At 27.4% G+C, this 23575-nt stretch carries 19 protein-coding genes, 2 pseudogenes and 2 other annotated features; of the genes and pseudogenes, 15 read left to right on the top strand and 6 right to left on the bottom strand.

Going from position 1 to position 23575, the window contains the following annotated elements:
- Positions 1–48: 48 nt before the first annotated feature.
- The 8 genes from rimO (at position 49) to purB (ending at position 8838) form a co-directional block, all read left to right on the top strand.
- Positions 49–1383: a 30S ribosomal protein S12 methylthiotransferase RimO gene (gene rimO / locus DR020_RS07915; RefSeq protein ID WP_112365663.1), complete on the top strand. Its 1335-nt coding sequence runs from the start codon at positions 49–51 to the stop codon at positions 1381–1383.
- Positions 1367–1945 (top strand): CDP-diacylglycerol--glycerol-3-phosphate 3-phosphatidyltransferase, encoded by a 579-nt coding sequence (gene pgsA, locus DR020_RS07920; RefSeq protein ID WP_055257142.1) that lies wholly within the window; start codon positions 1367–1369, stop codon positions 1943–1945. Before rimO ends, pgsA begins: the two co-directional genes overlap by 17 nt.
- Before the next feature lie 140 nt (positions 1946–2085).
- Positions 2086–3117, top strand: coding sequence for a recombinase RecA (recA, locus tag DR020_RS07925; protein ID WP_055257141.1), 1032 nt, complete (start codon positions 2086–2088; stop codon positions 3115–3117).
- A 347-nt stretch (positions 3118–3464) separates the two neighbouring features.
- Positions 3465–5009 (top strand): ribonuclease Y, encoded by a 1545-nt coding sequence (gene rny / locus DR020_RS07930; protein WP_055257140.1) that lies wholly within the window; start codon positions 3465–3467, stop codon positions 5007–5009.
- Positions 5010–5169: 160 nt separating this feature from the next.
- A complete protein-coding gene (locus DR020_RS07935; RefSeq protein ID WP_055257139.1) occupies positions 5170–5430 on the top strand; it encodes a stage V sporulation protein S in 261 nt (86 codons plus the stop codon).
- A gap of 196 nt (positions 5431–5626) precedes the next feature.
- On the top strand, positions 5627–6823 hold the full coding sequence (locus DR020_RS07940; RefSeq protein ID WP_055257138.1) for a pyridoxal phosphate-dependent aminotransferase: 1197 nt from the start codon (positions 5627–5629) through the stop codon (positions 6821–6823).
- A 149-nt stretch (positions 6824–6972) separates the two neighbouring features.
- Positions 6973–7233 (top strand): HPr family phosphocarrier protein, encoded by a 261-nt coding sequence (locus tag DR020_RS07945; RefSeq protein ID WP_055257137.1) that lies wholly within the window; start codon positions 6973–6975, stop codon positions 7231–7233.
- Positions 7234–7407: 174 nt separating this feature from the next.
- Positions 7408–8838: an adenylosuccinate lyase gene (gene purB, locus DR020_RS07950; protein ID WP_112365664.1), complete on the top strand. Its 1431-nt coding sequence runs from the start codon at positions 7408–7410 to the stop codon at positions 8836–8838.
- Between the two features lie 47 nt (positions 8839–8885).
- Here the strand turns inward: purB and DR020_RS07955 are convergent, their stop codons facing one another.
- Positions 8886–9497: a 3'-5' exonuclease gene (locus tag DR020_RS07955; RefSeq protein ID WP_112365665.1), complete on the bottom strand. Its 612-nt coding sequence runs from the start codon at positions 9495–9497 to the stop codon at positions 8886–8888.
- Between the two features lie 186 nt (positions 9498–9683).
- Between DR020_RS07955 and DR020_RS07960 the strand changes: the two genes are divergently transcribed.
- The 4 genes from DR020_RS07960 to argS all read left to right on the top strand — a co-directional run bounded on the left by DR020_RS07960 (position 9684) and on the right by argS (position 15221).
- A complete protein-coding gene (locus tag DR020_RS07960; RefSeq protein WP_112365666.1) occupies positions 9684–11063 on the top strand; it encodes a PhoH family protein in 1380 nt (459 codons plus the stop codon).
- 142 nt (positions 11064–11205) lie between these two features.
- Positions 11206–11832: a site-2 protease family protein gene (locus DR020_RS07965; RefSeq protein ID WP_112365667.1), complete on the top strand. Its 627-nt coding sequence runs from the start codon at positions 11206–11208 to the stop codon at positions 11830–11832.
- A 161-nt stretch (positions 11833–11993) separates the two neighbouring features.
- A complete protein-coding gene (locus tag DR020_RS07970) occupies positions 11994–13166 on the top strand; it encodes a CapA family protein (protein WP_112365668.1) in 1173 nt (390 codons plus the stop codon).
- Positions 13167–13251: 85 nt separating this feature from the next.
- Positions 13252–13474: a binding site (T-box leader), on the top strand.
- 55 nt (positions 13475–13529) lie between these two features.
- A complete protein-coding gene (gene argS / locus DR020_RS07975) occupies positions 13530–15221 on the top strand; it encodes an arginine--tRNA ligase (protein WP_055257131.1) in 1692 nt (563 codons plus the stop codon).
- Positions 15222–15232: 11 nt separating this feature from the next.
- Here the strand turns inward: argS and DR020_RS07980 are convergent, their stop codons facing one another.
- From DR020_RS07980 to DR020_RS07990, 3 genes and pseudogenes are all read right to left on the bottom strand, one after another.
- Positions 15233–15388 (bottom strand): FeoB-associated Cys-rich membrane protein, encoded by a 156-nt coding sequence (locus DR020_RS07980; RefSeq protein ID WP_082412285.1) that lies wholly within the window; start codon positions 15386–15388, stop codon positions 15233–15235.
- Positions 15389–15404: 16 nt separating this feature from the next.
- Positions 15405–17171, bottom strand: coding sequence for a ferrous iron transport protein B (gene feoB / locus DR020_RS07985; protein WP_055257130.1), 1767 nt, complete (start codon positions 17169–17171; stop codon positions 15405–15407).
- 25 nt (positions 17172–17196) lie between these two features.
- Positions 17197–17415, bottom strand: a pseudogene (locus tag DR020_RS07990) (FeoA family protein); the annotation flags it as partial.
- Between the two features lie 295 nt (positions 17416–17710).
- Here DR020_RS07990 and DR020_RS07995 point away from each other — a divergent pair.
- Both DR020_RS07995 and gltX read left to right on the top strand, forming a co-directional pair.
- Positions 17711–18391, top strand: a complete 681-nt coding sequence (locus DR020_RS07995) for a ribonuclease H-like domain-containing protein (RefSeq protein WP_112365669.1) — start codon at positions 17711–17713, stop codon at positions 18389–18391.
- Between the two features lie 78 nt (positions 18392–18469).
- Positions 18470–18696: a binding site (T-box leader), on the top strand.
- Between the two features lie 51 nt (positions 18697–18747).
- Positions 18748–20415, top strand: a complete 1668-nt coding sequence (gene gltX / locus DR020_RS08000) for a glutamate--tRNA ligase (protein ID WP_112365670.1) — start codon at positions 18748–18750, stop codon at positions 20413–20415.
- 66 nt (positions 20416–20481) lie between these two features.
- Here the strand turns inward: gltX and DR020_RS08005 are convergent.
- A pseudogene (locus DR020_RS08005) lies at positions 20482–21330 on the bottom strand (ComEC/Rec2 family competence protein).
- Between the two features lie 187 nt (positions 21331–21517).
- Here DR020_RS08005 and DR020_RS08010 point away from each other — a divergent pair.
- Positions 21518–23266 (top strand): phosphoenolpyruvate carboxykinase, encoded by a 1749-nt coding sequence (locus DR020_RS08010; protein WP_112365671.1) that lies wholly within the window; start codon positions 21518–21520, stop codon positions 23264–23266.
- 41 nt (positions 23267–23307) lie between these two features.
- Here the strand turns inward: DR020_RS08010 and DR020_RS08015 are convergent, their stop codons facing one another.
- The gene (locus tag DR020_RS08015) at positions 23308–23514 is read right to left on the bottom strand and encodes a DUF378 domain-containing protein (RefSeq protein ID WP_055257125.1); all 207 of its coding nucleotides are present in this window, start codon (positions 23512–23514) and stop codon (positions 23308–23310) included.
- Between the last annotated feature and the right edge of the window lie 61 nt (positions 23515–23575).

Genomic DNA, 23575 nt, shown 5'->3' on the forward strand with positions numbered 1-23575 from the left:
AGAACTTTAAAATATAGAATGTATATTGAAACTTAGGAGGAGAGAGAGTTGACAAAATATAAAGTTGGAATGGTTAGCCTAGGCTGCGATAAAAATAGAGTTGATTCAGAAATTATGCTAGGGCAAGTAGAAAGGGAATATGAATTAACTAATAACCCTAAAGAGGCAGATATAATTATAGTAAACACTTGTGGATTTATAGAAAAGGCTAAACAAGAATCCATAAATACTATATTAGATATGGCAAAATATAAAATAAAATATAAATGTAAGCTTTTAATAGCTACAGGATGTTTAACTCAAAGATATGGAAAAGAGCTTTTAGATCTTATGCCAGAGCTTGATATAGTCTTAGGAGTTAATGATTATGAAAAAATAAATAAGGCTATTGAAGGATTTATAAAAGAGAATAAAAAGATTTCTTCAACAAACTTTACTAATGAAGGAATAAATGAAGGCAAAAGAATAATAACAACTAATAAGAGTAGTGCTTATTTAAGAATAGCAGAGGGTTGTAATAATTTTTGTACTTATTGTATAATTCCTAAAATAAGAGGAAAATTTAGAAGTAGAAAAATCGAAAATATAATAGAAGAAGGGAAAATTCTTGCAAATGCAGGTGTTAAAGAAATAATACTAATAGCACAAGATACAACCAATTATGGTATAGATTTATATAATGAGAAAAGGCTTCATATAGTTTTAAGAGAATTAAGTAAAATAGAAGGAATTGAATTTATAAGAGTTATGTATTGTTATCCTGAGGCTATTTATGGTGAATTAATAGAAGAGATAAGTAAAAATGATAAAGTGTGTAAATATTTAGATCTTCCAATTCAACATATAAGTAATGATATATTAAAGAGAATGGGTAGAAAGACAAGTAAAGAAGAAATTATAGATAAGATAAAAACATTGAGAGAGAATGTTTCTAATATTGTATTAAGAACATCATTAATAGTTGGATTTCCAGGGGAAACAGAGGAAGATTTTAATGAATTAAAAGAATTTTTAAAAGAAATGAAGTTAGATAAGGTAGGAGTATTTACATATTCACAAGAAGAAGATACACCAGCTGCACTAATGGAAAATCAAATAGATGAAAAAATTAAGCAACAAAGGGAAAAAGAGCTTATGGAGGTTCAAAAAGAAGTATCTAAAGCAATCAATAAAAGTAAGATAGGAAGAACTTACAAAGTATTAGTAGAAAGTGAAAATAGTGACTATTTTATAGGAAGAAGTTATGAAATGGCTCCAGATATTGATGGATTAATTTATATAAAAGAGAAAAATTTAAAAGCTAATAAATTCTATGATGTAAAGATAAAAGAAGCATTAGAGTATGATTTAATAGGGGTGGTTTTAAATGAATCTTGCAAATAAGCTTACACTTTTAAGAATATTTTTAGTACCAGTATTTTTAATATTTTTCTTAGTAGAAGGAATAGATTATGGAACAATAGTTGCAACCATAGTGTTTATTGTTGCCTCTATAACAGATCAATTAGATGGTCATATAGCAAGGTCTAGAAATCAAATAACAACGTTTGGAAAATTTATGGACCCATTAGCAGATAAACTTTTAGTTACAGCAGTCTTTGTATGTTTAGTTCAAATAGGTATGATTCCTGCTTGGGCAGTTATAATAATATTATCTAGAGAGTTTGCAGTATCAGGTTTAAGAAGTATTGCTGCTTCCAATGGATTAGTTATTGCAGCTAGTTGGTGGGGAAAAATAAAAACAGTAACTCAAATGCTAGCTATATTATTATTTTTATTAACTGTTAATATAATGACTATTGGAAATACTAATTTATTAGTTAATTTTTTCCCAGGTTTTCTTGTTGCATCTAATATAGTCTTTTATATATGTGTTGTAATAACAATAATATCAGGAATAGATTATTTTATAAAGAATAGAAAAGTTATAACTTTTGACAAATAATGGTTTATAAATAAAAAATATGGGAATAATAAAATATAAAGTGTTAATTATTTAATACTTTATATTTTCTTTTATATTGACATTTTTAGGGGTATACTCTATAATCAATATAGAACTTATGTTCGTAGTAGGAGGATTTTATGGCTAAAATAGATGAAAATAAATTAAAAGCTATTGAGATGGCAATGGGTCAAATCGAAAAACAATTTGGAAAAGGTTCAGTTATGAAACTTGGGGAAGATGCTACAGCAAATATAGATGCAGTATCTACCGGGTGTTTAGATTTAGATATAGCTCTTGGAATCGGAGGAGTTCCGAGGGGAAGAATAATAGAAATTTATGGACCAGAAAGTTCTGGTAAAACAACTATTGCATTGCATGTTGTTGCAGAAGCTCAGAAATTAGGTGGAGCAGCAGCTTATATTGATGCAGAACATGCATTAGATCCAGGATATGCATCAAAGCTTGGTGTAGATATAGATAATTTAGTAGTATCACAGCCAGATACTGGAGAACAAGGTTTAGAAATTGCAGAAGCTTTAGTTAGATCAGGGGCTATAGATGTTTTAGTTGTAGATTCAGTGGCGGCTCTTGTTCCAAGAGCTGAAATAGAAGGTGAGATGGGAGACTCTCATGTAGGTCTTCAGGCAAGACTTATGTCGCAAGCTCTTAGAAAATTAGCAGGTAGTATAAATCAAACTAAATGTGTTGCAATATTTATAAATCAGTTAAGAGAAAAAGTTGGAATAATGTTTGGAAACCCTGAAGTTACGCCAGGTGGAAGAGCTTTAAAATTTTATGCATCAGTTAGAATGGATATTAGAAGAATAGATTCAATAAAGCAAGGCGATGCTATAATGGGAAATAGAACTAGGGTTAAAGTAATAAAAAATAAAGTTGCACCTCCGTTTAGACAAGCTGAATTTGATATAATGTATAATGAAGGAATATCTAAGACAGGAAATTTAGTAGATGTAGGTGTAAAAGAAGAAATAATTCAAAAGAGTGGAGCTTGGTTCTCTTATGGAGATATAAGACTTGGTCAAGGTAGAGAAAATGCAAAGCAGTACTTAAAAGACAATGAAGAGATAGCTTTAGAAATTGAAAGAAAAATAAGAGAAAAGCATAATCTTCCAATGTTAGAAGTAGCAGTTTCTAAAGAAGAAAAATAATTTTAAATGAATACGTGCTATATCAAAGTTTTCAAATAATGATGTAAAATATGTTAAATACAACATAATTATTTACATAAAGATTTCTTTGATATAGTTTTTTTATTTTATAAGATATTAATTTTTTAAGAAGATAGAATAAAAAGATAAAAAAGATTTATAATATAAGTAAAAATATACTAAACATAATATAAAGCTAGTTATGTAGCACCTTGACACAAAGATAAATTTACTATACAATAATAACAAATACTGGTTTATCATGTTCAATAAGAATTACAGTGAGAATATATTATGACACCTTTCTATAAATATTTAGTTTATAATATTAACAAGGAGGTGTTCATATGGATGATATAATTATAGCGATAATTATAGCAATTATTATATTAATAGTTATAGGATTTATTCAACGCGCTATGATAAATAAGGCTTCAAAAAATAGAATTGAAAGTTTACAAAAAGAAGCTGAAGGAGTCTTAGAAGATGCGAAGAAGGAGTCTGAAGCATTAAAAAAAGAGGTAATATTAGAGGCAAAAGAAGAAGCTCATAAATTAAGAAATGATTTAGAAAAAGAATCTAGAGAGAGAAGAAGTGAACTTCAAAGGTTAGAAAGAAGATTATTACAAAGGGAAGAATCTTTAGATAAAAAAAGTGATTTATTAGAAAAAAAAGAAGAAGGTCTTAATGATAGAGTTATTGAGATAGAGAATATTGAAAATGGTGTAAAATCTCTTTATGAAGAGCAAAGAAGCGAACTTGAAAGAATTTCAAATCTTACCACAGAAGAGGCTAGAAAAATTTTATTAGATCAAGTTAATAGAGAAGTAAAACACGAAGCAGCAATAATGATAAAGGATGTTGAATCTAAAGCAAAAGAAGAATCTGATAAAAGAGCTAGAGAAATAATAACAAACGCTATTCAAAGATGTGCAGCAGATCATGTATCAGAATCTACAGTGTATGTAGTAGCACTTCCTAACGATGAAATGAAGGGTAGAATAATAGGAAGAGAAGGTAGAAATATAAGAACTTTAGAAACGTTAACAGGAGTTGATCTTATAATAGATGATACGCCTGAAGCTGTTATTTTATCAAGCTTTGATCCTATAAGGAGAGAAGTTGCAAGAATAGCATTAGAAAAATTAATTGTAGATGGAAGGATACATCCAGCTAGAATTGAAGAAATGGTAGAGAGAGCTATGAAGGATGTAGAAAATGATATCAAAGAAGAGGGAGAACAAGCAACCTTTGAAACTGGTGTTCATGGTTTACATCCAGAGGTAATAAAACTTTTGGGAAGATTAAAATACAGAACTAGTTATGGACAAAATGTATTGAAACATTCTATTGAGGTTGCATATTTAGCAGGATTAATGGCATCAGAGTTAGGATTAGATGTTAATCTAGCTAGAAGAGCAGGACTTTTACATGATATTGGTAAAGGGGTTGACCAAGAATATGAAGGACCACATGCTTTAATAGGAGGAGATCTTGCAAAAAAGTATCATGAGTCTCCAGCAGTAGTAAATGCTATTTCGGCTCATCATGGTGATGTAGAAATGCAAACTTTAGAGGCCGTTCTTGTTCAAGCCGCAGATGCTATATCAGCAGCTAGACCAGGGGCTAGAAGAGAAACATTAGAAGCTTATATAAAAAGATTAGAGAAATTAGAAGAAATAGCTACTTCATATGAAGGTGTAGAAAAGTCATATGCAATTCAAGCTGGAAGAGAGATTAGAATTATGGTTAAACCAGATCAAGTTGATGATGCAGGTGCTGTTGAAATGGCAAGAAATATTGTTAAAAATATAGAAGAGCAATTGGAGTATCCTGGACAAATAAAGATAAATGTTATAAGAGAAACTCGTGCAGTAGATTATGCAAAATAGTTTATTATATTTTAAAATACATCTTTTATAAAGAGATGTATTTTTTATAATAATAAAAAATAAAGAAGGATTTTTCAATCTTTTGTAGAATATGTATAGTATACGTTTTATAAATTTTTTTGAAAACGTATGCTATAAAGAGTTAGCAGGAGGAAAATAAATGGAAGTATTAAAAGTATCAACGAAGTCAAATCCTAATTCGGTAGCGGGAGCTTTAGCTGCTATAATTAAGGAGAAGAACGTTGTTGAAATTCAAGCAGTAGGTGCAGGAGCAATTAATCAAGCTGTAAAAGCAATAGCAATAGCTAGAGGTTTTGTTGCACCTAGTGGAAAAGATATAGTTTGCATACCAGCTTTCACAGATATACAAATAGATGGTGAAAGTAGAACGGCAATAAAATTAATAGTTCAGCCTAGATGATTTGTAAATGTTTAAATAAGTGCCTCATGGATGATTTTTAAATTAATTTCATGAGGTAATTTATATTTTATTTATAAATATATAATTTACTTTAAAAATTAAAAGTGCTATATTAAATATTAGTTAAGTGAATTAAATAATTACTATTTAATTTACATTTATATTAATATTAAGTAGTAAAAGGGGGATTATTCTTATGAATTTATCTAAAAAGGCAATGAATATGGAACCATCTATGACATTAGCGCTTACTGCTAAAGCTGGGGAACTTAAAGCACAGGGGGTTGATGTTATAAGTTTTGGTGTGGGAGAGCCGGATTTTAATACTCCTCAAAATATAATAGATGCAGCTATTTTGGCTATGAATCAAGGAAAAACTAAATATACAGCTGTATCTGGAATAACAGAGCTTAAGGAAGCGATAGTTAAAAAATTTTATAATGATAATGGATTAAAGTATAAGAGTGAAAATATTATTGTTTCAACTGGAGGAAAACAGTGTTTATTTAATGTATTTGCAGCTATTTTAAATGTGGGGGATGAAGTTTTAATACCTAAACCTTATTGGGTAAGTTATCCTGAACTTGTAAAGTTAAATGATGGTATTCCTGTTTTTGTAGAAACAAATAAAGAAGATGATTTTAAAATAAATTTTAAAAATTTGGAAAAAAGTATAACTAATAAAACTAAGGCAATAGTTGTAAATTCACCTAATAATCCTACAGGGTCAATTTATAGTAAAAAAGAGTTAATGGAAATTGCTGATTTTGCTAAAAAGTATGATTTATATATAATATCTGATGAAATGTATGAGAAACTTACATACGGAGATAATAAGCATATAAGTATTGCAAGTTTAAATGAAGATGCATTTAATAGAACAATAGTTGTTAACGGCTTATCTAAAGCTTATGCTATGACAGGATGGAGAGTAGGTTATGCAGCTGGTAAAAAGGAAATAATAAAGCTTATGAATAATATTCAAAGTCATACAACATCTAATGTAAATTCAATAGCACAGTATGCATCTTTAGAAGCTTTAACAGGACAACAAGAAGAAATGAAAATTATGCAAAATGAATTTGATAGAAGAAGAAAGGTTATGATGAAATTATTAGATGATATTTCTGATGTATCATATATAGAGCCAAAGGGTGCTTTCTATATTTTAGTTAATATAGAGAAAATTCTTAAAAAGTTTAAAATAAGTGGGTCAAGTGAGTTTTGCGAAAAATTATTGGATAGAGAGAACGTAGTCGCTATCCCTGGAATAGCGTTTGGAGAAGATAATTATATAAGATTATCGTATGCAACTTCAATGGATAGTATAGAAACAGGTTTAAATAGAATTTCAAACTTTATTAAAAATTTAAATATTTCGACAATTTATTAAAAATTATTGAATTCCATGGAAAAAATGATATAATATTATGTATAGGAATCAATTACAATATATTATTTATTAAAAAAGTAAAAAAGTTCTAAAAAATAATTCCTAATTATGTGAGAATATAATAAATATGAAAGTATGAGGTGTATTTAATGATATCTAAAGAAGTTTTAGTTAAAAATTCAACAGGTTTACACGCTAGACCAGCTACATTATTAGTAAAGAAGGCTTCTTCTTTTAAATCTGATATAAGTTTAGAATTCAATGGTAAAAAGGCTAACGTTAAAAGTTTAATTGGTGTTTTATCATTAGGAGTTTCAAAGGATGCAACTGTAAAGGTTACTGCTAGCGGAGATGATGAAACTTTAGCAGCAGAAGAAATAGCTAAATTAATAGAAACTTTAGAAGACTAATTTAATTTGGTAAAATAAAAAAGGTTCTAATTATATACTTATAGTTAGAGCCTTTTTTATTGTTTATAATTTTGGTAAAGTTTATTAATATTATTTTAAAAGTTAAAAAATATGTTATAATACGAATTATAATTAAAAAAAATAAATGTTTGTACGTTGGAGGTTATTTGATATATGAATAATTTATATAAAACACCCTTAAATTCTAGATATGCTTCAAAGGAAATGTCATATATATTTTCAGATGATATGAAATTTTCTACTTGGAGAAAATTATGGGTTGCTTTAGCAGAGAGTGAAAAGGAATTAGGATTAGATATAACAACTGAACAAATAAATGAATTGAAGAAAAATATTTATAATATAAATTATGATGACGCAATAAAAAAAGAAAAAGAGGTAAGACATGATGTAATGAGTCATGTTTATGCTTATGGTCTGTTATGTCCTGAAGCTAAAGGAATAATACACTTAGGAGCAACTAGTTGTTATGTTGGAGATAATACAGATATAATAATTATGAGAGACGCTCTTATATTGATAAAGAAAAAAATAGTTACAGTTTTGAATCATTTAAAAGAATTCGCTCTTAAATATAAAGATATGCCAACTTTAGGATTTACGCATTATCAACCAGCTCAGTTAACTACTGTTGGTAAAAGGGCTACTCTTTGGATGCAAGATTTAACAATGGATATAGAAAACATTGATTATTTATTAAGTAATTTTAAGTTAAGAGGTGCTAAAGGTACAACAGGAACACAAGCAAGTTTTATGGAACTTTTTAATGGAGATGAGGAAAAGGTAAAGACTTTAGATAAAATGATTGCAAATAAAATGGGCTTTAAAGCAAGTTTTGCAGTTACTGGTCAAACTTATCCAAGAAAATTTGATTCTATAGTATTAAACACTTTATCAGAGGTTGCGCAAAGTGCTTATAAGTTTTCAAATGATTTAAGATTACTTCAAAGTATGAAAGAGATGGAAGAGCCTTTTGAGAAGAATCAAATAGGATCATCTGCAATGGCATATAAAAGAAATCCTATGAGAAGTGAAAGAATAAGCGCTTTGTCTAGATATGTTATAGTAGATTCCTTAAATCCAGCTATAACTGCTGCTACTCAATGGTTTGAAAGAACTTTAGATGATTCAGCTAATAAAAGAATAGCAGTTGCAGAAGCTTTTCTAGCTTTAGATGGTGTTTTTAATATATATATAAATGTAGTTGAAAACATGGTGGTGTATGATAAAGTAATTAAATCTCATGTAGAAAATGAATTGCCATTTATGGCTACTGAAAACATTCTTATGAAAGCTGTAAAAAAAGGAGGAGATAGGCAAGAACTTCATGAACGTATTAGAATTCATTCAATGGCTGCAGCTCAAAGAGTAAAGGGAGAAGGATTAAATAATGATCTTATCGAAAGAATAATAAATGATAATTCGTTTGGACTTTCAAAAGAGGAGATATTAGAAGCAATAAATCCTTTGAAGTTTGTTGGAAGGGCTCCAGGACAAGTGTTAGAGTTTATAGAAGAGTGTGTAGAACCAATTTTAAGAGAAAATATTGATGCTTTAGATATAAAAGGCGAAGTTAATGTTTAGGCAGATAAGAAGTAATAAAAACCATAGAGTAAATCTATGGTTTTTATCTATTTAGATAACATATTTGAAAAGTAATTTCTTTTTATGTGACCTTGTTTGATTCCTTCGGTTACTGCTAAATATGTAGCAGCAGTATCAAATCGAGCATCATGATAATTTCCACTACCCATAAATAACTTATTAGCAGTTTCAGTAATTTTTTCTTTAGATACATTTAAAAAGTTAATGACTTCTTCAAGTTTAGGATTTTTAAAATCACCAGAAGATTTTAGGAGTTTACAGATATCTTTATAGTATTGCATAGTACAGAAGATATGCTGAGGAAAAAATTCTTCACCAATACCTAATAGTTCATGCTTTAAAAATTTAATATCAAATTGTACATTATGTCCTATTATAAAGTCAGCTTCTATAAAATCATTTAAAAATTCTTCAAAAGAATCCTCAAAGTACATTCCATTACTTAATTCATATAATTTTTCTAAAGAAAAACCATGTATTTTTTCAGCCTCTTCATTCATTTCATCAACAGCAAAGAAAAAATTTTTACCCATAGTAGTTTGAGGTTTAGTAGATGTATCAATTAAAATATAGCTAAGTTGGCATATGCTACCTGGCTTTATTCCAGTTGTTTCAGTATCAAAGAATAATAATTTCATTAATAAATTCCTCCAAATTTTATGTATAAATATATAATAATATAAAAGTTAAACTCTAGCAATAAAGTTTAGTTTATATAATAGTAAATTAATGTATATTTTAGGAATTATAAAGATTGATTAAAAATATTATATATAAAGATTAAAAAATATAAATGATATGCATTCTAAAGGAGTGATTTTAATTTGAAGAAAACATATGTACTAGACACGAATGTATTACTATACTCACCAGGCGCTATTTTTACTTTTGATAATAGTAATATAGTAATTCCAGAGGTTGTATTAGAAGAGTTAGATAATTTAAAAAAAGTTAATAGCGACTTAGGAATGAATGCTAGAAATGTGGCTAGAATATTAGATAAATTAAGATTAAAGGGTAAATTAAGTCAAGGTGTGGATTTAGATAATAATTCAAATTTAAGAGTAGTATCGGCTTTTTATAATACTAAAATACCAGAATCTTGGAGTATAGAAAAAGCAGATAATAGAATAATTCAAGTTTGTAAAGCTTTAATAGAGCAAGGGGAAGACGTATGTTTAATTACAAAAGATATATTTGAAAGAATAAAAGCAGATACGGTAGATATACAAACAAAAGATTACTATGAGGAGGAAGTTCCAACTATGGAAGATCAGTATATGGGAAGGCGTGATGTATATGCATCTTCTTTAGATATAGATATGTTTTTTAAAAATAAATCTATTGAAGTTGATGTTTTAACTGAATATAATAAAAAATTAGGAACTTACAATAAACCAGACCTTGTAATAAATGAATTTTTAATAATTCATGCAAATAATAATGAGAGGCAAACAGCACTAGGGAGATATGATGGGAAGAGGGTAGTACCACTTTTATATAAAAATAATACTAAGATAATGGGAATAAGTCCAAGAAATGTAGGTCAAAAATTTATGCTTGAATGTTTATCAATAGATGCAGATAAAGCCCCTTTAGTAATAATAAAAGGTCCAGCGGGCACTGCAAAAACGTTATTTTCTTTAGCTGTAGGGTTAAAAAAAATATTAGATAGTGAAAATAAGGAATATAGACGTATTTTAGTTTGTAGGCCAAATGTAACTATGGATGAGGATATAGGACATTTGCCGGGCACAGAGCAAGATAAAATAGCTCCATTTATGAGACCTATTTTTGATAATTTAGAAATATTAATAGATTCTAATGATGGTAGAAAATACTCTAATGAGAAAGAATTAAATGATAAAATAGAGGAACTATTTGAGAAAAAGATAATAACTACAGAAGCTGTTGGATTTTTAAGGGGTAGAAGTATAGTGAAGAATTGGATAGTGATAGATGAAGCTCAAAACCTTACACCAAAGCAAGTAAAAGCTATAGTAACAAGAGCTGGGGAAGGTTCTAAAATAATATTAATAGGAGATCCTGAACAAATAGATCAAGCATTTTTAGATTTAAGGAGTAATGGTCTTTGTTATGCATCAGAAAAAATGAAAGGAAGTCCTCTTTGTTATCAAGTATCTCTTTTATATGATGAATGTGAGAGAAGTAAACTTGCTTTTGAAGGTGCAAAAAGATTATAGATATGAAGTCATTTAGGTTATTTTAGTATAGTGTAAATTTTAATATTTAGACTATATTAATGATAGCCTTTTTAAGTTTTAATTAATGAAAATTAAAACTTACTATGATATAATGATTTAATAAAATATAGGAGGAAACTTGATGGCAGATAAACTTTTAGAAATTTTTCTAACCATACCAGCGCTTTTAATAGCATTTAGCGTTAAAGAATATGCTCGTGCAAGAGTTGCTGATATGTTAGGAGATAAGACCCCAAGATTACAAGGACGCTTGACACTAGATCCTCTTGCGCATATAGATATAATGGGGCTTATTTTTATGTTGTTTCTTAGTTTTGGATGGAGTAAGGCTGTACAAATAAATAGAAATGCTTTTAAAAATCCAAGGCGTGATGCACTTAAAGTAAATTTTGTAGCTCTTTTTTCAAATTTATTTGTAGCATTTATTGCTTCATTATTTTATGTATTATTGATTGTATTATTTGGGGAGAGAAGTGATACAATGCAAATAATAAGTTTGATTTTGTATTACATAATAATGATTAATGTTAATTTGTTTGTATTTAATATACTTCCTCTTCCAGGGTTGGATGGATTTAGAATACTTTCAGATTTATTTCCAAGTTTATTTCATAAAATTGCAGGGACTATTTATAGATATTATGTAATTATTTTAATAGCTGTTTTGTTAATAGGTTCAAATTTATTAATATATCCATGTAGCTATATAATAAATGCTTTTATAAATATGTGGGCTATCATACTTTAAAGTTAAATTCATTTTGGTTATGAAAGATAGAAGTTTAGTTCTTCTATCTTTTATTTTTTTATTGCAGAAATGTTATATGATAAAATCAAATATTTTAACATAATATTTATATTTATGTTAAAATATGTTAAAATATTATAAAAAGTAAAAAGGAGAATATTATGAGAGGAAAAAATAGAGTAGTTATTTTACTTTTTATTTCTATGGTAATCTTTATGATTAATATATTTGTAGAATATAATAAAAAAAATAATGTGATTGAAGCTTTAAATATAGATAATAAGAAAACTGTAAATGTAGTAGCTGTTGGAAATATATTAGTACATTATGATCAAATAATATCTGCATATAATAATGAAAGTTATGATTATGAATTTGATGAGAATTTTAAGTATATAAAAAAATATATTGAAGAAGCGGATTTGGCTTATTGTACAATAGAAGGATCTTTTGGAGGTAAGGAACTTGGTTACTCTGGGTATCCAAGATTTAATACTCCTGAAGCTATGTTAAACGCTTTAAAAAATACTGGATTTGATATAATAAATGCTGCAAATGATAATATTTTAGATTCATTAAATGTTGGATATTTTAATACTATAGAGAATTTAAAGAAATCAAACTTAAAATATACTGGTATAAGGCAAAAAAAAGATGATAAGTCGTATGTTATAGAGAAAATAAAAGGAATAAAGATTGGATTTACGTCTTATACTTTTAGTGATTGTTTTGAAGGTAATGATGAGGATGTTTTGGAGTTAATAAATAGCTATAGTTATGATGATTTAGATAATGATCTTTTAAAAATAGAAAAAGAGATAGAGGATATGAAAAATGACGGGGCAAAATTTATAGTTGTTGGAATGCATTGGGGAGATGAATATAGTACAGAGATAAATGAGAAACAAAAATATATTGCGCAAAAATTAAATTCTTATGGTGTAGATGTAATTTTAGGTTCACACCCAAATGTTATAGAACCTATAGAAACTATAATTAATAACGAAAATGGAAATTCTACTTTGGTGGTTTATTCGATGGGAAATTTTATTTCTAATCAGAGAAAAGAAACCATGGGAAATAAGTTATGCGAAGATAGTATTATTTTGAATTTAGAGTTACAAAAAAAGTTTAATGGGGATGTAAATTTAGTATCTTTTAATTATATACCAACTTGGACATTAAAGTATAAAACTGAAGATGGAGATAGCAAGTATTATATATTAGATAGTAATAATGTACTAGGTTATGAAAATAAAGAAGAAATTCCACAGAGTATATTAGATTCTTTAGAAGATTCAGTACAATCAATTAAAAGTATATTAAATGATTAGATTGTTTTAAAAAATGTGTTTTTATATGTCTTGACAATATTCATAAACAATATATAATAAAACATATGTTAAATTTAAAATATAAATAAAATCATTGAAGAGGAGAGTAGTCTATTTTCATTTTCAAAGCGAGTGGGAGTATGGTGTAAGTTCCAAAAAATAAAATAGATGAAAAGAACCTTAGAGATGCTGCCAGAATCTTTGTATTTAAAGTAGTAGGGTATGATGCCGCAAAAGTTAATGCGTTAAAATAAAAAGTGGGTTTAAAGCCAATTAGAGTGGTACCGCGGAATACATCCGTCTCTTGAGTTTAAGAGACGGATTTTTTATTTTATTAATAAATTATTTTGGAGGAAAATAAGTATGGATTACAAAAAAATAGTAGCTACAAGATTAAAAGAAAATATCGATTTAGATTTAGACAAAATAGAAAGTCTTATAGAAATACCACCTAAAAGTGATATGGGTGATTTTGCATTTCCTTGTTTTCAATTAGCTAAGGTTATGAAAAAAGCCCCTAACATGATAGCTAAAGATATAGCGGATGTTATAAATAAAGATGGATTTGAAAAAGTTGAAAGTTTAGGACCTTATATTAACTTTTTTATGGATAAGGTTAAATTTAGTGAAAGTATAGTAAATGAAATATTATCTGAAAAAGATTCTTATGGTTCTTCAAAAATTGGAGATGGAAAAAGATATTTAGTTGAATACTCTTCACCAAACATTGCAAAGCCATTTCATGTTGGGCATCTTTTTACAACAGCTATAGGAAATGCGTTATATAAAATGCTAAAATTTGAAGGTTATGATACTGTAAGAATAAACCATTTAGGTGATTGGGGTACTCAGTTTGGTAAACTTATTTCAGCATATAAAAGATGGGGAAATGAAGAGGCAATAGAAAAAAGTCCTATAACAGAACTTTTAAGAATATATGTAAAATTCCATGATGAGGCTGAAAAAAATCCTAGTTTAGAAGATGAAGGAAGGATGTATTTTAAAAAGCTAGAAGAGGGAGATAACGAAGCAGTTGAGCTTTGGAAAAGATTTAAGGATTTATCATTAAAAGAATTTAATAATATATATAGCATATTAGGTGTTGATTTTGACTCATGGGCAGGGGAAAGTTTCTATAATGACAAGATGGATATAGTTGTTAAAGAACTTGAAGAGAAAAATGTGTTGACAGATAGTAATGGAGCGAAAGTTGTTATGCTTGATGAATACAATATGCCACCTTGTATAGTTGTAAAATCAGATGGAGCATCAATATATGCAACAAGAGATTTAGCTGCTGCAATGTATAGAAAAAAACATTACAACTTTGATAAATGTATTTATGTAGTTGGAAAAGATCAAATTTTACACTTTAAACAAGTGTTTAAGACATTAGAACTTGCAGGACATACTTGGGCTAAGGATTGTGTTCATATACCTTTTGGTCTTGTAAAATTTGCAGATAGAAAGCTTTCAACTAGAAAAGGAAATGTAGTTTTACTTGAAGAGTTATTAAAGGAAGCAGTTGCCAAAACTTTAGAAACAATAAATGTTAAAAATCCAGAACTTAAAGAAAAAGAGATGGTGGCTAAGGAAATTGGTATAGGTGCAGTTTTATTTACGTATTTAAAAAATTCAAGAGAAAAGGATATTGTATTTGATTGGGATGAGATGTTAAGCTTTGAAGGAGAAACAGGTCCATATGTTCAATATTCTTATGCAAGGGCAAAAAGTATATTAAGAAAAGCAGAAGGAATAAATGGGGATGCTGATTTTTCTAAATTAACTTCTAAAGAGGAGTTTGAACTTACAAAAGTTTTAGAAGGATTTAATAAAGCAATACTTCTTGCTATAGATAGATTAGAGCCATCTGTTGTAACAAGATATACAATAGAAGTAGCAAAAGCGTTTAATAAGTTCTATAATGCTCATAGTGTATTAAATTTAGAAGATACTGGTTTAAAAGTAGCAAGATTAAAGCTTATAGAAGCAACAGCTCAAGTTATAAAGAATTCTTTAAACTTAATAGGAATAAATGTTGTAGAGGAAATGTAATTAAAAACCACCTAATTTTTAGGTGGTTTTTTTTCTTGATTTTTATATTTAGAACATTTAGTTGAACAATTTGAACAATTGCATTTTCCATTAGATGAATTTTTAAAATTTTTATATAGTATATATAAAACTAAACTAAAGATTAAAATAGTTATTAAAATCTCCATAAAATTTTCCTCTAGATTATATAAAAAAAGATCCTATATTAAATATTAAAAATGCTCCTATCCAAGCTACTGTAAGCTGCATAAGTACTGAAAATATAGTAAATTTTCCTCCGAATTCTTTCTTTATAGTACCTATAGCACTCATACAAGGCGTATATAAAAGAACAAATACCATAAATGCAAAAGCAGAAAGTGCAGTAAAATGATATGGTAAAATAGCTGCCAAATCTCCAGCATATATAACTTCCATTGTAGATATAACAGTTTCTTTTGCCATTATTCCTGTTAAAATAGAAACAGAGGCTTCCCAGCTTCCAAAACCTAAAGGTTTAAAGATTGGAGCTATAAATGAACCTATATTAAATAAAAAGCTATCTTCTATGTCAGAAACAAGACCAGTAAAATTAAAGTTTTGTAAAAACCAAATAAGTACGCTCATGGCAAATATTATAGTACCAGCTTTCTTTAAAAAGCCTAATGTTTTTGAAGATAGTTCCTTAAATACTGATTTAGCATCGGGAATTTTATATTCAGGAAGTTCCATTATAAAAGGTTCTTCATCCTTTTTAAATAATGTATTTTTAAATATTAAACCAATTAAAAATGCCATTAAGATTCCTAAAATATAAAGAGATGCTATAACAAATGTCGCGTTATTTGGGAAAAATACTGCTGCAAAAATAACATATACAGGAAGCTTAGCATTACATGACATAAAAGGAATTAATAGAGCGGTAAGTTTTCTATCTTTTTCACTTTCTAATGTTCTAGCAGCCATTATTCCTGGGACAGAGCATCCGAATCCTGTTATCATTGGTATAAAAGCTTTTCCTGATAATCCTATTTTTCTCATAAATGTATCCATTATAAATGCAACACGGGCCATATAACCACTATCTTCTAATATATTTAAACAGAAAAATAATGCAATAATTACAGGAAGTAATACCAAAATTCCACCGACCCCTGAGATTATTCCATCAACTATTAAAGATTGGAACCAAGGTGCTGTATTGCTTAAAAGATTAGACACAAAAGGCATTAAAGTATCTGCTACAAATCCATCTAAAAGGTCAGAAAGTGGTTGTCCAACCCAAGCAAAAGTAAATTGAAACATAAGTAACATTATTCCTATAAAAATTGGATAAGCAAGATATGGATTTAATACAACTTTATCTATCTTTTGTGATGTATTTAATTTGTCATTATTTTCATTTATTTTCATGCATTTTTTCAGCTTATTTCCTATGTAGTTATAAGCTTCTTTTTCATCGCTAAATGAATATTCTTCAGTGTCTAAAAAATCACTATAATCTTTTTTATCTAAAAACTGAAAAATACCATCTAATCCTTTTTCCTTAGAAGCTATTATAGGTATTACTTTAGCTTTAAATGATTTTTCTAGTGCGTTATAATCTATGTTAACCCCTTTTTTAGTAGCTACATCTATCATATTAACTAATATAACCATTGGCTTTTTAAATTCTTTAAGTTGCATGGTTAAATATAGATTTCTTTCAAGATTAGAACCATCCACTATGTTAACTATTAAATCAACGTCTTCAGTTTTAAGAAAGTTTTTTGAAATTTTTTCCTCATTAGAAAATGTATCCATAGCATAAATGCCAGGCAAATCAACAATTTTCATATGTTTGTAAGAACCTTCTTTTCTATCAACAGTAACTCCAGGCCAATTTCCAACTTTCTGGTTAGAGCCAGTTAATGAATTAAAAAGTGTTGTTTTGCCTACATTTGGGTTGCCAAGTAAGGCTATTGTTGTCATATATAGTCCCCCTATAATAATTATTTTAGTTCGTTAAAAAAATATTTTTGGCATCTTTTTTGCGTATAGCTAGATCAAAACCTCTAAAGTTTATTATTAAAGGATCTCCTAAAGGTGCAACTCCTTTTACAGTAACTTCAGTTCCTTCAATACAACCTAGGGCTAATAACCTTTTTGCAAGTTTAGAATTACCAGTAACTTTTTCTATAATTCCACTTTGTCCAATTTTTAAATCATATAGACTTGTTAGAGTTTCTTTAGTATTTTTAAACTTTTTATGTTTTTCTAATCTTAAGTCAAATAAACTCATAATGCTTATACCTCCTAATGAAAATAATTATCAATTAATTTATATTACCATATTATTAATTAATACCAAAAAAGTCAACAGTAATAGTAAAATTAACAAAAAATTAACAAAAAATATTTAAATATGGAAATTTATATGGTAAATTATAAAGGGTTAATGTATACCTATCATTTGATATAATGATATAATATATATTGTTTAATAAAGTTTAACGGAAAAGAGTGATAAAGTGATAATAAAGGAGCATGAAATATCTATTTTTGATTTAGATGATAGTTTTGCCCTTTCTTTTGTAGAAGGTGATGAATTATATAAGCACTCAGTATATTTTGATTTAGAACATTATGTATATAAAAAGCCTAAGTGCATAGGAGTTTTTGGTGCAGGATATTTTAACTATGAGAAAAATAAATTTATAGTAACTCAATATATGATAGAGCATAAAGGTGAAGTTAAGGATATATTATATTTAGCTAAAAAATATTTTATAGATATATCATCCAATAAAAAGAAAAAATACATAGTTACTTTTTCGGGGAATAATGACTTTACAGTTATAAATTATCTTTTTAATAAATATGGGATTAATTTTGAATTTGGAAATTATTTTAGATCTATAGATATACAAAAGGTTTATGAACATACTTTTAAACAAAGTATAGGGCTTAAAACTTTAGAAAAAAAGTTTAATATAGAAAGAGAAGGGGAAGTTATGTCTGGGTCTAACCTAGCTAAAACATTCCATAAAGTTTTAAAGGATAGAGAATATTTTGAAAGAATGCCAAAGGAAAAAATTGAAAAGATTTTAGTTTATAATGAACAAGATGTTGTAAATTTATTTCATATTTTAGTTAAATGGAATTTAATCGTAGAAGCTAATAAAGAGAGTAAAGAGAATGAAGATAATTGAGTTAAAGTAAACAAACAGAAAAATAATATTTACAATAAAACTTTATGTAGTTATAATAAACCTATAAAAATAAAATATAATTTAGCTGTGAAGAAGAAGAGTATATAGAAATTTAGTTTTAAAGAGAGTTAAATATTTTGCTGAGAATTTAACATACTAAACTATAGAAGGAAGCTTTTGAGCTATAAGTTTAGCCTAAAACTAGGGCAAAAACTATGGGTTCTCCCATTAAAGAGAAAATAAGTGGATTAATTAGTTTTAATCAATTTAGGTGGTAACGCGGAATATAGTCTTTCGTCCTAAAGTTTATAGGATGGGGGACTTTTTAATTTTTTATAAAGGAGATATGTAAAAAAATGAATTTTAAAAAACAATTAGAACTTGCAGACTTAATATTTCCAAATGTTAATGAAAGCATAGAAGATTATTTGGCTAAATATCCAAAGAGAGATTTAAAGGAAGGGGCAAAGGTTACAAGATATGCTCCAAGTCCTACTGGATTTCAACATATAGGTGGGATATTTACAGCATTAATAAATGAAAGATTAGCCAATCAAAGTGAAGGTGTTTTTTATTTAAGAATAGAGGATACAGATCAAAAGAGAGAAGTAGAAGGTGCTATAAGCCTTATAATAGATAGTATTAATAAATATGGAATGAACTTTTCAGAAGGAGTAACAGGAGAAGATTCTGAAAAAGGAAATTATGGTCCATATAAACAAAGTGAAAGAAGGAAAATATATAATGTATTTGCTAAAGATTTAATAAAAAAAGGATTAGCTTATCCATGTTTTGCAACGCCAGAGGAATTAGCTGCTTTAAGAGAAAAACAAATAGCTGAGAAAATAACTCCAGGATATTACGGTGAATATGCAACATATAGAAATTTAGATGTGGAAGAGGCTATAAAAAAAATAAAATCAGGTGAAAATTATATATTGAGATTGAAGTCACCTGGAAATCCAGAAAAAAGAATAAAGTTTCATGATTTGATAAAGGGTGATGTATCATTCCCAGAAAACAATCAAGATATTGTTATTATAAAGGGTGATGGTCTTCCAACATATCATTTCGCACATATTGTAGATGACTCTTTAATGAGAACAACTCACGTTATAAGAGGAGAAGAATGGCTATCATCTCTTCCAATACATCTTCAATTATTTGATGTTTTAGGACTTGAAACTCCAAATTATGCCCATGTTCCAACCATAATGAAACTAGACGGAAATTCAAAGAGAAAACTATCAAAGAGAAAAGATGTTGAAAGTGCGGTAACTTATTATGATGAACAAGGATATCCAGTAGAATCTGTTATAGAGTATCTTTTAAATATAATAAACTCTGCTTTTGAAGAATGGAGAATAGAAAATAAAGATGCAGATTATCATGATTATGTTGTAGAATTAGAAAAGATGAGTAAAAGTGGAGCACTATTTGATATAGTTAAGTTAGGGGACGTAAGTAAAGAGGTTATATGTAAAATGAATGCAGAAAAGGTATATAATCTTTATGAAAAGTGGTCAAATGAGTATAATAAAGAAATTCATGAACTTTTAGTTGCTAATGAAGATATGATAAAAAAAGTATTTAATATAGAGAAAAATGGTCCAAAGCCAAGAAAAGACTTTGCTAAATGGAATGAAGTAGAAGGAAAGATATTCTATTATTTTGATGAGTTATTTGCTAAAGAAACAATAAATGATGTAGAACTTCCAAAGACTTTAAACATAGAAGATGCAAAAGAAATAATAAAAAAATATAAAGATGTTTATAACTTTAATACAGATAACTCAGTTTGGTTTGATGAATTAAAAGCATTAGCAGCATCTTTAGGATATGCAACAGATAGAAAAGCCTATAAGAAAAATCCAGAAAATTTTAAAGGAATGGTATCTGATGTGGCAGGAGCTGTTAGGGCAGCTATTACTCATAGAAGTAATACCCCAGATCTTTATACTATTATGCAAATAATGGGTGAAAATAAAGTTAGACAAAGATTTGAGGATTTTATAAATTTATAATAGAAAGATAACTTAATTTTAAACATAGGTATAATAAATACCTATGTTTATTTTTATTATAAAATTTTAATTAATATAAAGACTATTTCCATCAGATTTAATAATAATTGTACCATCTTCATCAGTTCTGTAATATCTTATATTATATTTATCTAAAAGGTTTAATGTTTTAGTGCTAGGATGCTTATAGCTATTATTAATACCAACTGAAATTATTGAAAGCTTCGGGGATACAGCTGTTAAAAATTTTTCGCTTGTTGATGTAGAACTACCATGATGTCCAATTTTTAGTACATCAGAAGAAAGATTTACATTAGAATTTAAAACTTCTTTTTATAAGTCATCTTCAGCATCACCAGTAAATAAAAATGAAGTATTTTTATAAACTATTTTCATAATGGGAGAATAATTGTTTAAATTATCATAGGTTTCTTTAATTGGTGAGAAAACTTCAACTGATGTGTTATTACCTAAGTCAATTGAAGATCCCATGCCTTGTTTTAATACATTTATCTTTAATGATTTTTTATTAAGTTCATAAAGCATATCTAAAAAACTTTCGGTGTTATGAGAAACTTTCGGTGCAAAAAAATTTAATACATTAAATGATTTTATAATGGTTGCCATAGAGCCTATATGATCTTCATGAGGATGGGTTGCTATTATATAGTCTAAAGTTTTTATATTTAAACTTTTTAAATAGTTAACAAGAGTATCTTTTGAATCATAAGGGCCTGAATCTATTAAAATATTTTTGTTATTAACTTGTATAAGAGAGGCATCTCCTTGTCCTACATCTATATAATGAACTTTAAAAAAACTATTTTGTGTACTTTTAGGATGGCTTTTTATTGAAATAAACAGAAAGAAAAATATGATTGGAAATATAATAAATAGTTGTTTTTTTATTTTGATAAAATCATCTCCTAAATAGAATGTAATAAATATTAACTTAGATTAATATATTTTAAAAAGTTTTTATAAAATTTTAACTACAACAAAATAAATATCTTGTATAAATATTCATGAAATAATTATTTATATTTAATTATTTACTAATATTATTAAATTTAAACTCTATATTTATAAAAAGGATGGTTGTATGAAAAGTGAATTTTATTTAAATAATGATAAAGTAACTATTGATTTTACTAAAAAATATTGTAATAGTTTTGAGACAATTTTAGATAGTTATGGATTTAGAAATTTAATAGAAGAATATTTAAAAAAATCTAAAAATAGAAATACAAATAATTTTAAATTTTTGGAAGCTTCTTTGAAAAGTAGCGATATAAAATATATAGTAGATAATATTACCAGTATATTTAAACTTTTAATTATGATGAATGTAGATGAAGCTATAAGTTATAATAATAATTTTAGGGATATTTTGAAAGATAATAAGTTATTTTTTAATGTTATAGAAGATATATATTCTTTTTGGAGAAAACTTGAAAGATATACATTAATTCATAATAATAAAATAAAAGACGGCATAGCTGCAGTTAGTTTTACTGATGCAAATGATAAATTTTCAAAGCTTATTTTAAAGTTTTATAGAAGGATTGAAAAAAATCTTTTAGGAGATACACCAAATGTATATAGACAGTTAGCAGCAGGTGGAAATGCATGTTTAATGCTTAGTAATGTTATATGGCCTATTCCCAATGAATATGAGGCTTTAGATGATATTTGTTTTATAGATAGTATATCATTAGAAGCTCCATTTATAACTTACCCAAAGAAAAATAAAAGAGATGGAGTATTTAAAGAAATCTTTTATAATCCTATAAAAGAATTAAGTTTAAATAAAGATGAATGGTTTTGCTATCCTGCAAAGGTTGGAGAACTTTTGGCTTATGTATACTTTCATAGAGATTTTTTAAATCATGGGATAAGCCTTTGCAATTTGTTTGAACTAGCTAGAATAGATGAATGTAGAGGAAAAAGACCAGATATAATATATTTGTTTGGTGTTGAAGATGGAGAAACTGATTTAGAAACTTATTTTTATGATGATAAAAAAAATAATATTATGTTAGGCTATATAAATTATTGCGATAAAATGGATTATTTTGGTTATATGAAAAAAATGATTTTGACTCTTCATAATGTGATAATGATAGAAAATGGGTATTTACCTATTCATGGTGCCATGGTAAAGGTTGTATTAAAAGATGGAAAAGAAGCAAATATAGTTATAGTAGGGGATAGTGGAGTTGGAAAATCAGAAAGTCTAGAGGCTTTTAGATCTTTAGCTGAAGAGCATATAAGTGATATGACTATAGTTTTTGATGATATGGGAGTTTTAAAATTAGATGAAAATAATAATATTTTAGGATATGGTACGGAAATTGGAGCTTTTGTTAGATTAGATGATTTAGATCAAGGTTATGCATTTAAGGAAATAGATAGAAGTATATTTATGAATCCAGATAAAACAAATGCAAGATTAGTTATGCCAGTTAGTAATTATTCACAAATTATAAAAGGATATAAAGTAGATATTTTGTTGTATGCAAATAATTATTCCAAAATAGATGAAAATGGAAAAAATATAACGTATTTTAATAAATATATGGATGCTATTAAGGTATTTAAAGATGGATGTAGAATAGCCAAAGGAACAACCACAGAATTAGGTCTTGTAAAATCTTATTTTGCAAATCCTTTTGGACCAGAGCAAAGAAAAGAGGAAACTAATATACTAATAGAAAAATACTTTAAAATAGCCTTTGAAAACAAAATAAAAGTTGGAGAAATAAAGACATGCTTAGCTATAGACGGATTGGAAAAAGAGGGACCAAGAAGGGCAGCGCTTGAACTTTTTAAGGTAATTGAGCAATTATAAATAGGCTCACTAAATACTTGGTAAGCCTATTTAATTTTCTTTTAGTCAATGTGCTTGTATCTGTCCTTAGCAAAGAAAGATATTGCATATAATCCACAAATTCCAACGATAGCATATATTATTCTAGAGAATACAGTGCCTACTCCAAATATTGTATCAATTAAATTAAATTGAAAAAATCCAATGAGTCCCCAATTTATAGCACCTATAATAACTAATAATAGAGTAATTATATTTAATGATCTCATATTTAACACTCCCTTTCTTTTCTTTGCAGTAATTATTTTTACCTTTAAGCAATATAATTAT

Origin of the sequence: Sarcina ventriculi (genome assembly GCF_900456775.1) — a bacterium.
In the GTDB taxonomy this organism is placed as follows: Bacteria; Bacillota; Clostridia; order Clostridiales; family Clostridiaceae; genus Sarcina; species Sarcina ventriculi.

Excerpts from the sequence above, each read along its gene's own strand:
- purB (WP_112365664.1), top strand. The coding sequence starts at position 7,408 with ATGAATAATTTATATAAAACACCCTTAAATTCTAGATATGCTTCAAAG.
- argS (WP_055257131.1), top strand. The coding sequence starts at position 13,530 with ATGGATTACAAAAAAATAGTAGCTACAAGATTAAAAGAAAATATCGAT.
- DR020_RS08010 (WP_112365671.1), top strand. The coding sequence starts at position 21,518 with ATGAAAAGTGAATTTTATTTAAATAATGATAAAGTAACTATTGATTTT.
- DR020_RS07980 (WP_082412285.1), bottom strand. The coding sequence starts at position 15,388 with ATGGAGATTTTAATAACTATTTTAATCTTTAGTTTAGTTTTATATATA.
- gltX (WP_112365670.1), top strand. The coding sequence starts at position 18,748 with ATGAATTTTAAAAAACAATTAGAACTTGCAGACTTAATATTTCCAAAT.
- DR020_RS07965 (WP_112365667.1), top strand. The coding sequence starts at position 11,206 with ATGGCAGATAAACTTTTAGAAATTTTTCTAACCATACCAGCGCTTTTA.
- DR020_RS08015 (WP_055257125.1), bottom strand. The coding sequence starts at position 23,514 with ATGAGATCATTAAATATAATTACTCTATTATTAGTTATTATAGGTGCT.
- DR020_RS07940 (WP_055257138.1), top strand. The coding sequence starts at position 5,627 with ATGAATTTATCTAAAAAGGCAATGAATATGGAACCATCTATGACATTA.
- DR020_RS07955 (WP_112365665.1), bottom strand. The coding sequence starts at position 9,497 with ATGAAATTATTATTCTTTGATACTGAAACAACTGGAATAAAGCCAGGT.
- DR020_RS07945 (WP_055257137.1), top strand. The coding sequence starts at position 6,973 with ATGATATCTAAAGAAGTTTTAGTTAAAAATTCAACAGGTTTACACGCT.
- feoB (WP_055257130.1), bottom strand. The coding sequence starts at position 17,171 with ATGACAACAATAGCCTTACTTGGCAACCCAAATGTAGGCAAAACAACA.
- rny (WP_055257140.1), top strand. The coding sequence starts at position 3,465 with ATGGATGATATAATTATAGCGATAATTATAGCAATTATTATATTAATA.
- DR020_RS07970 (WP_112365668.1), top strand. The coding sequence starts at position 11,994 with ATGAGAGGAAAAAATAGAGTAGTTATTTTACTTTTTATTTCTATGGTA.
- recA (WP_055257141.1), top strand. The coding sequence starts at position 2,086 with ATGGCTAAAATAGATGAAAATAAATTAAAAGCTATTGAGATGGCAATG.
- DR020_RS07935 (WP_055257139.1), top strand. The coding sequence starts at position 5,170 with ATGGAAGTATTAAAAGTATCAACGAAGTCAAATCCTAATTCGGTAGCG.
- pgsA (WP_055257142.1), top strand. The coding sequence starts at position 1,367 with ATGAATCTTGCAAATAAGCTTACACTTTTAAGAATATTTTTAGTACCA.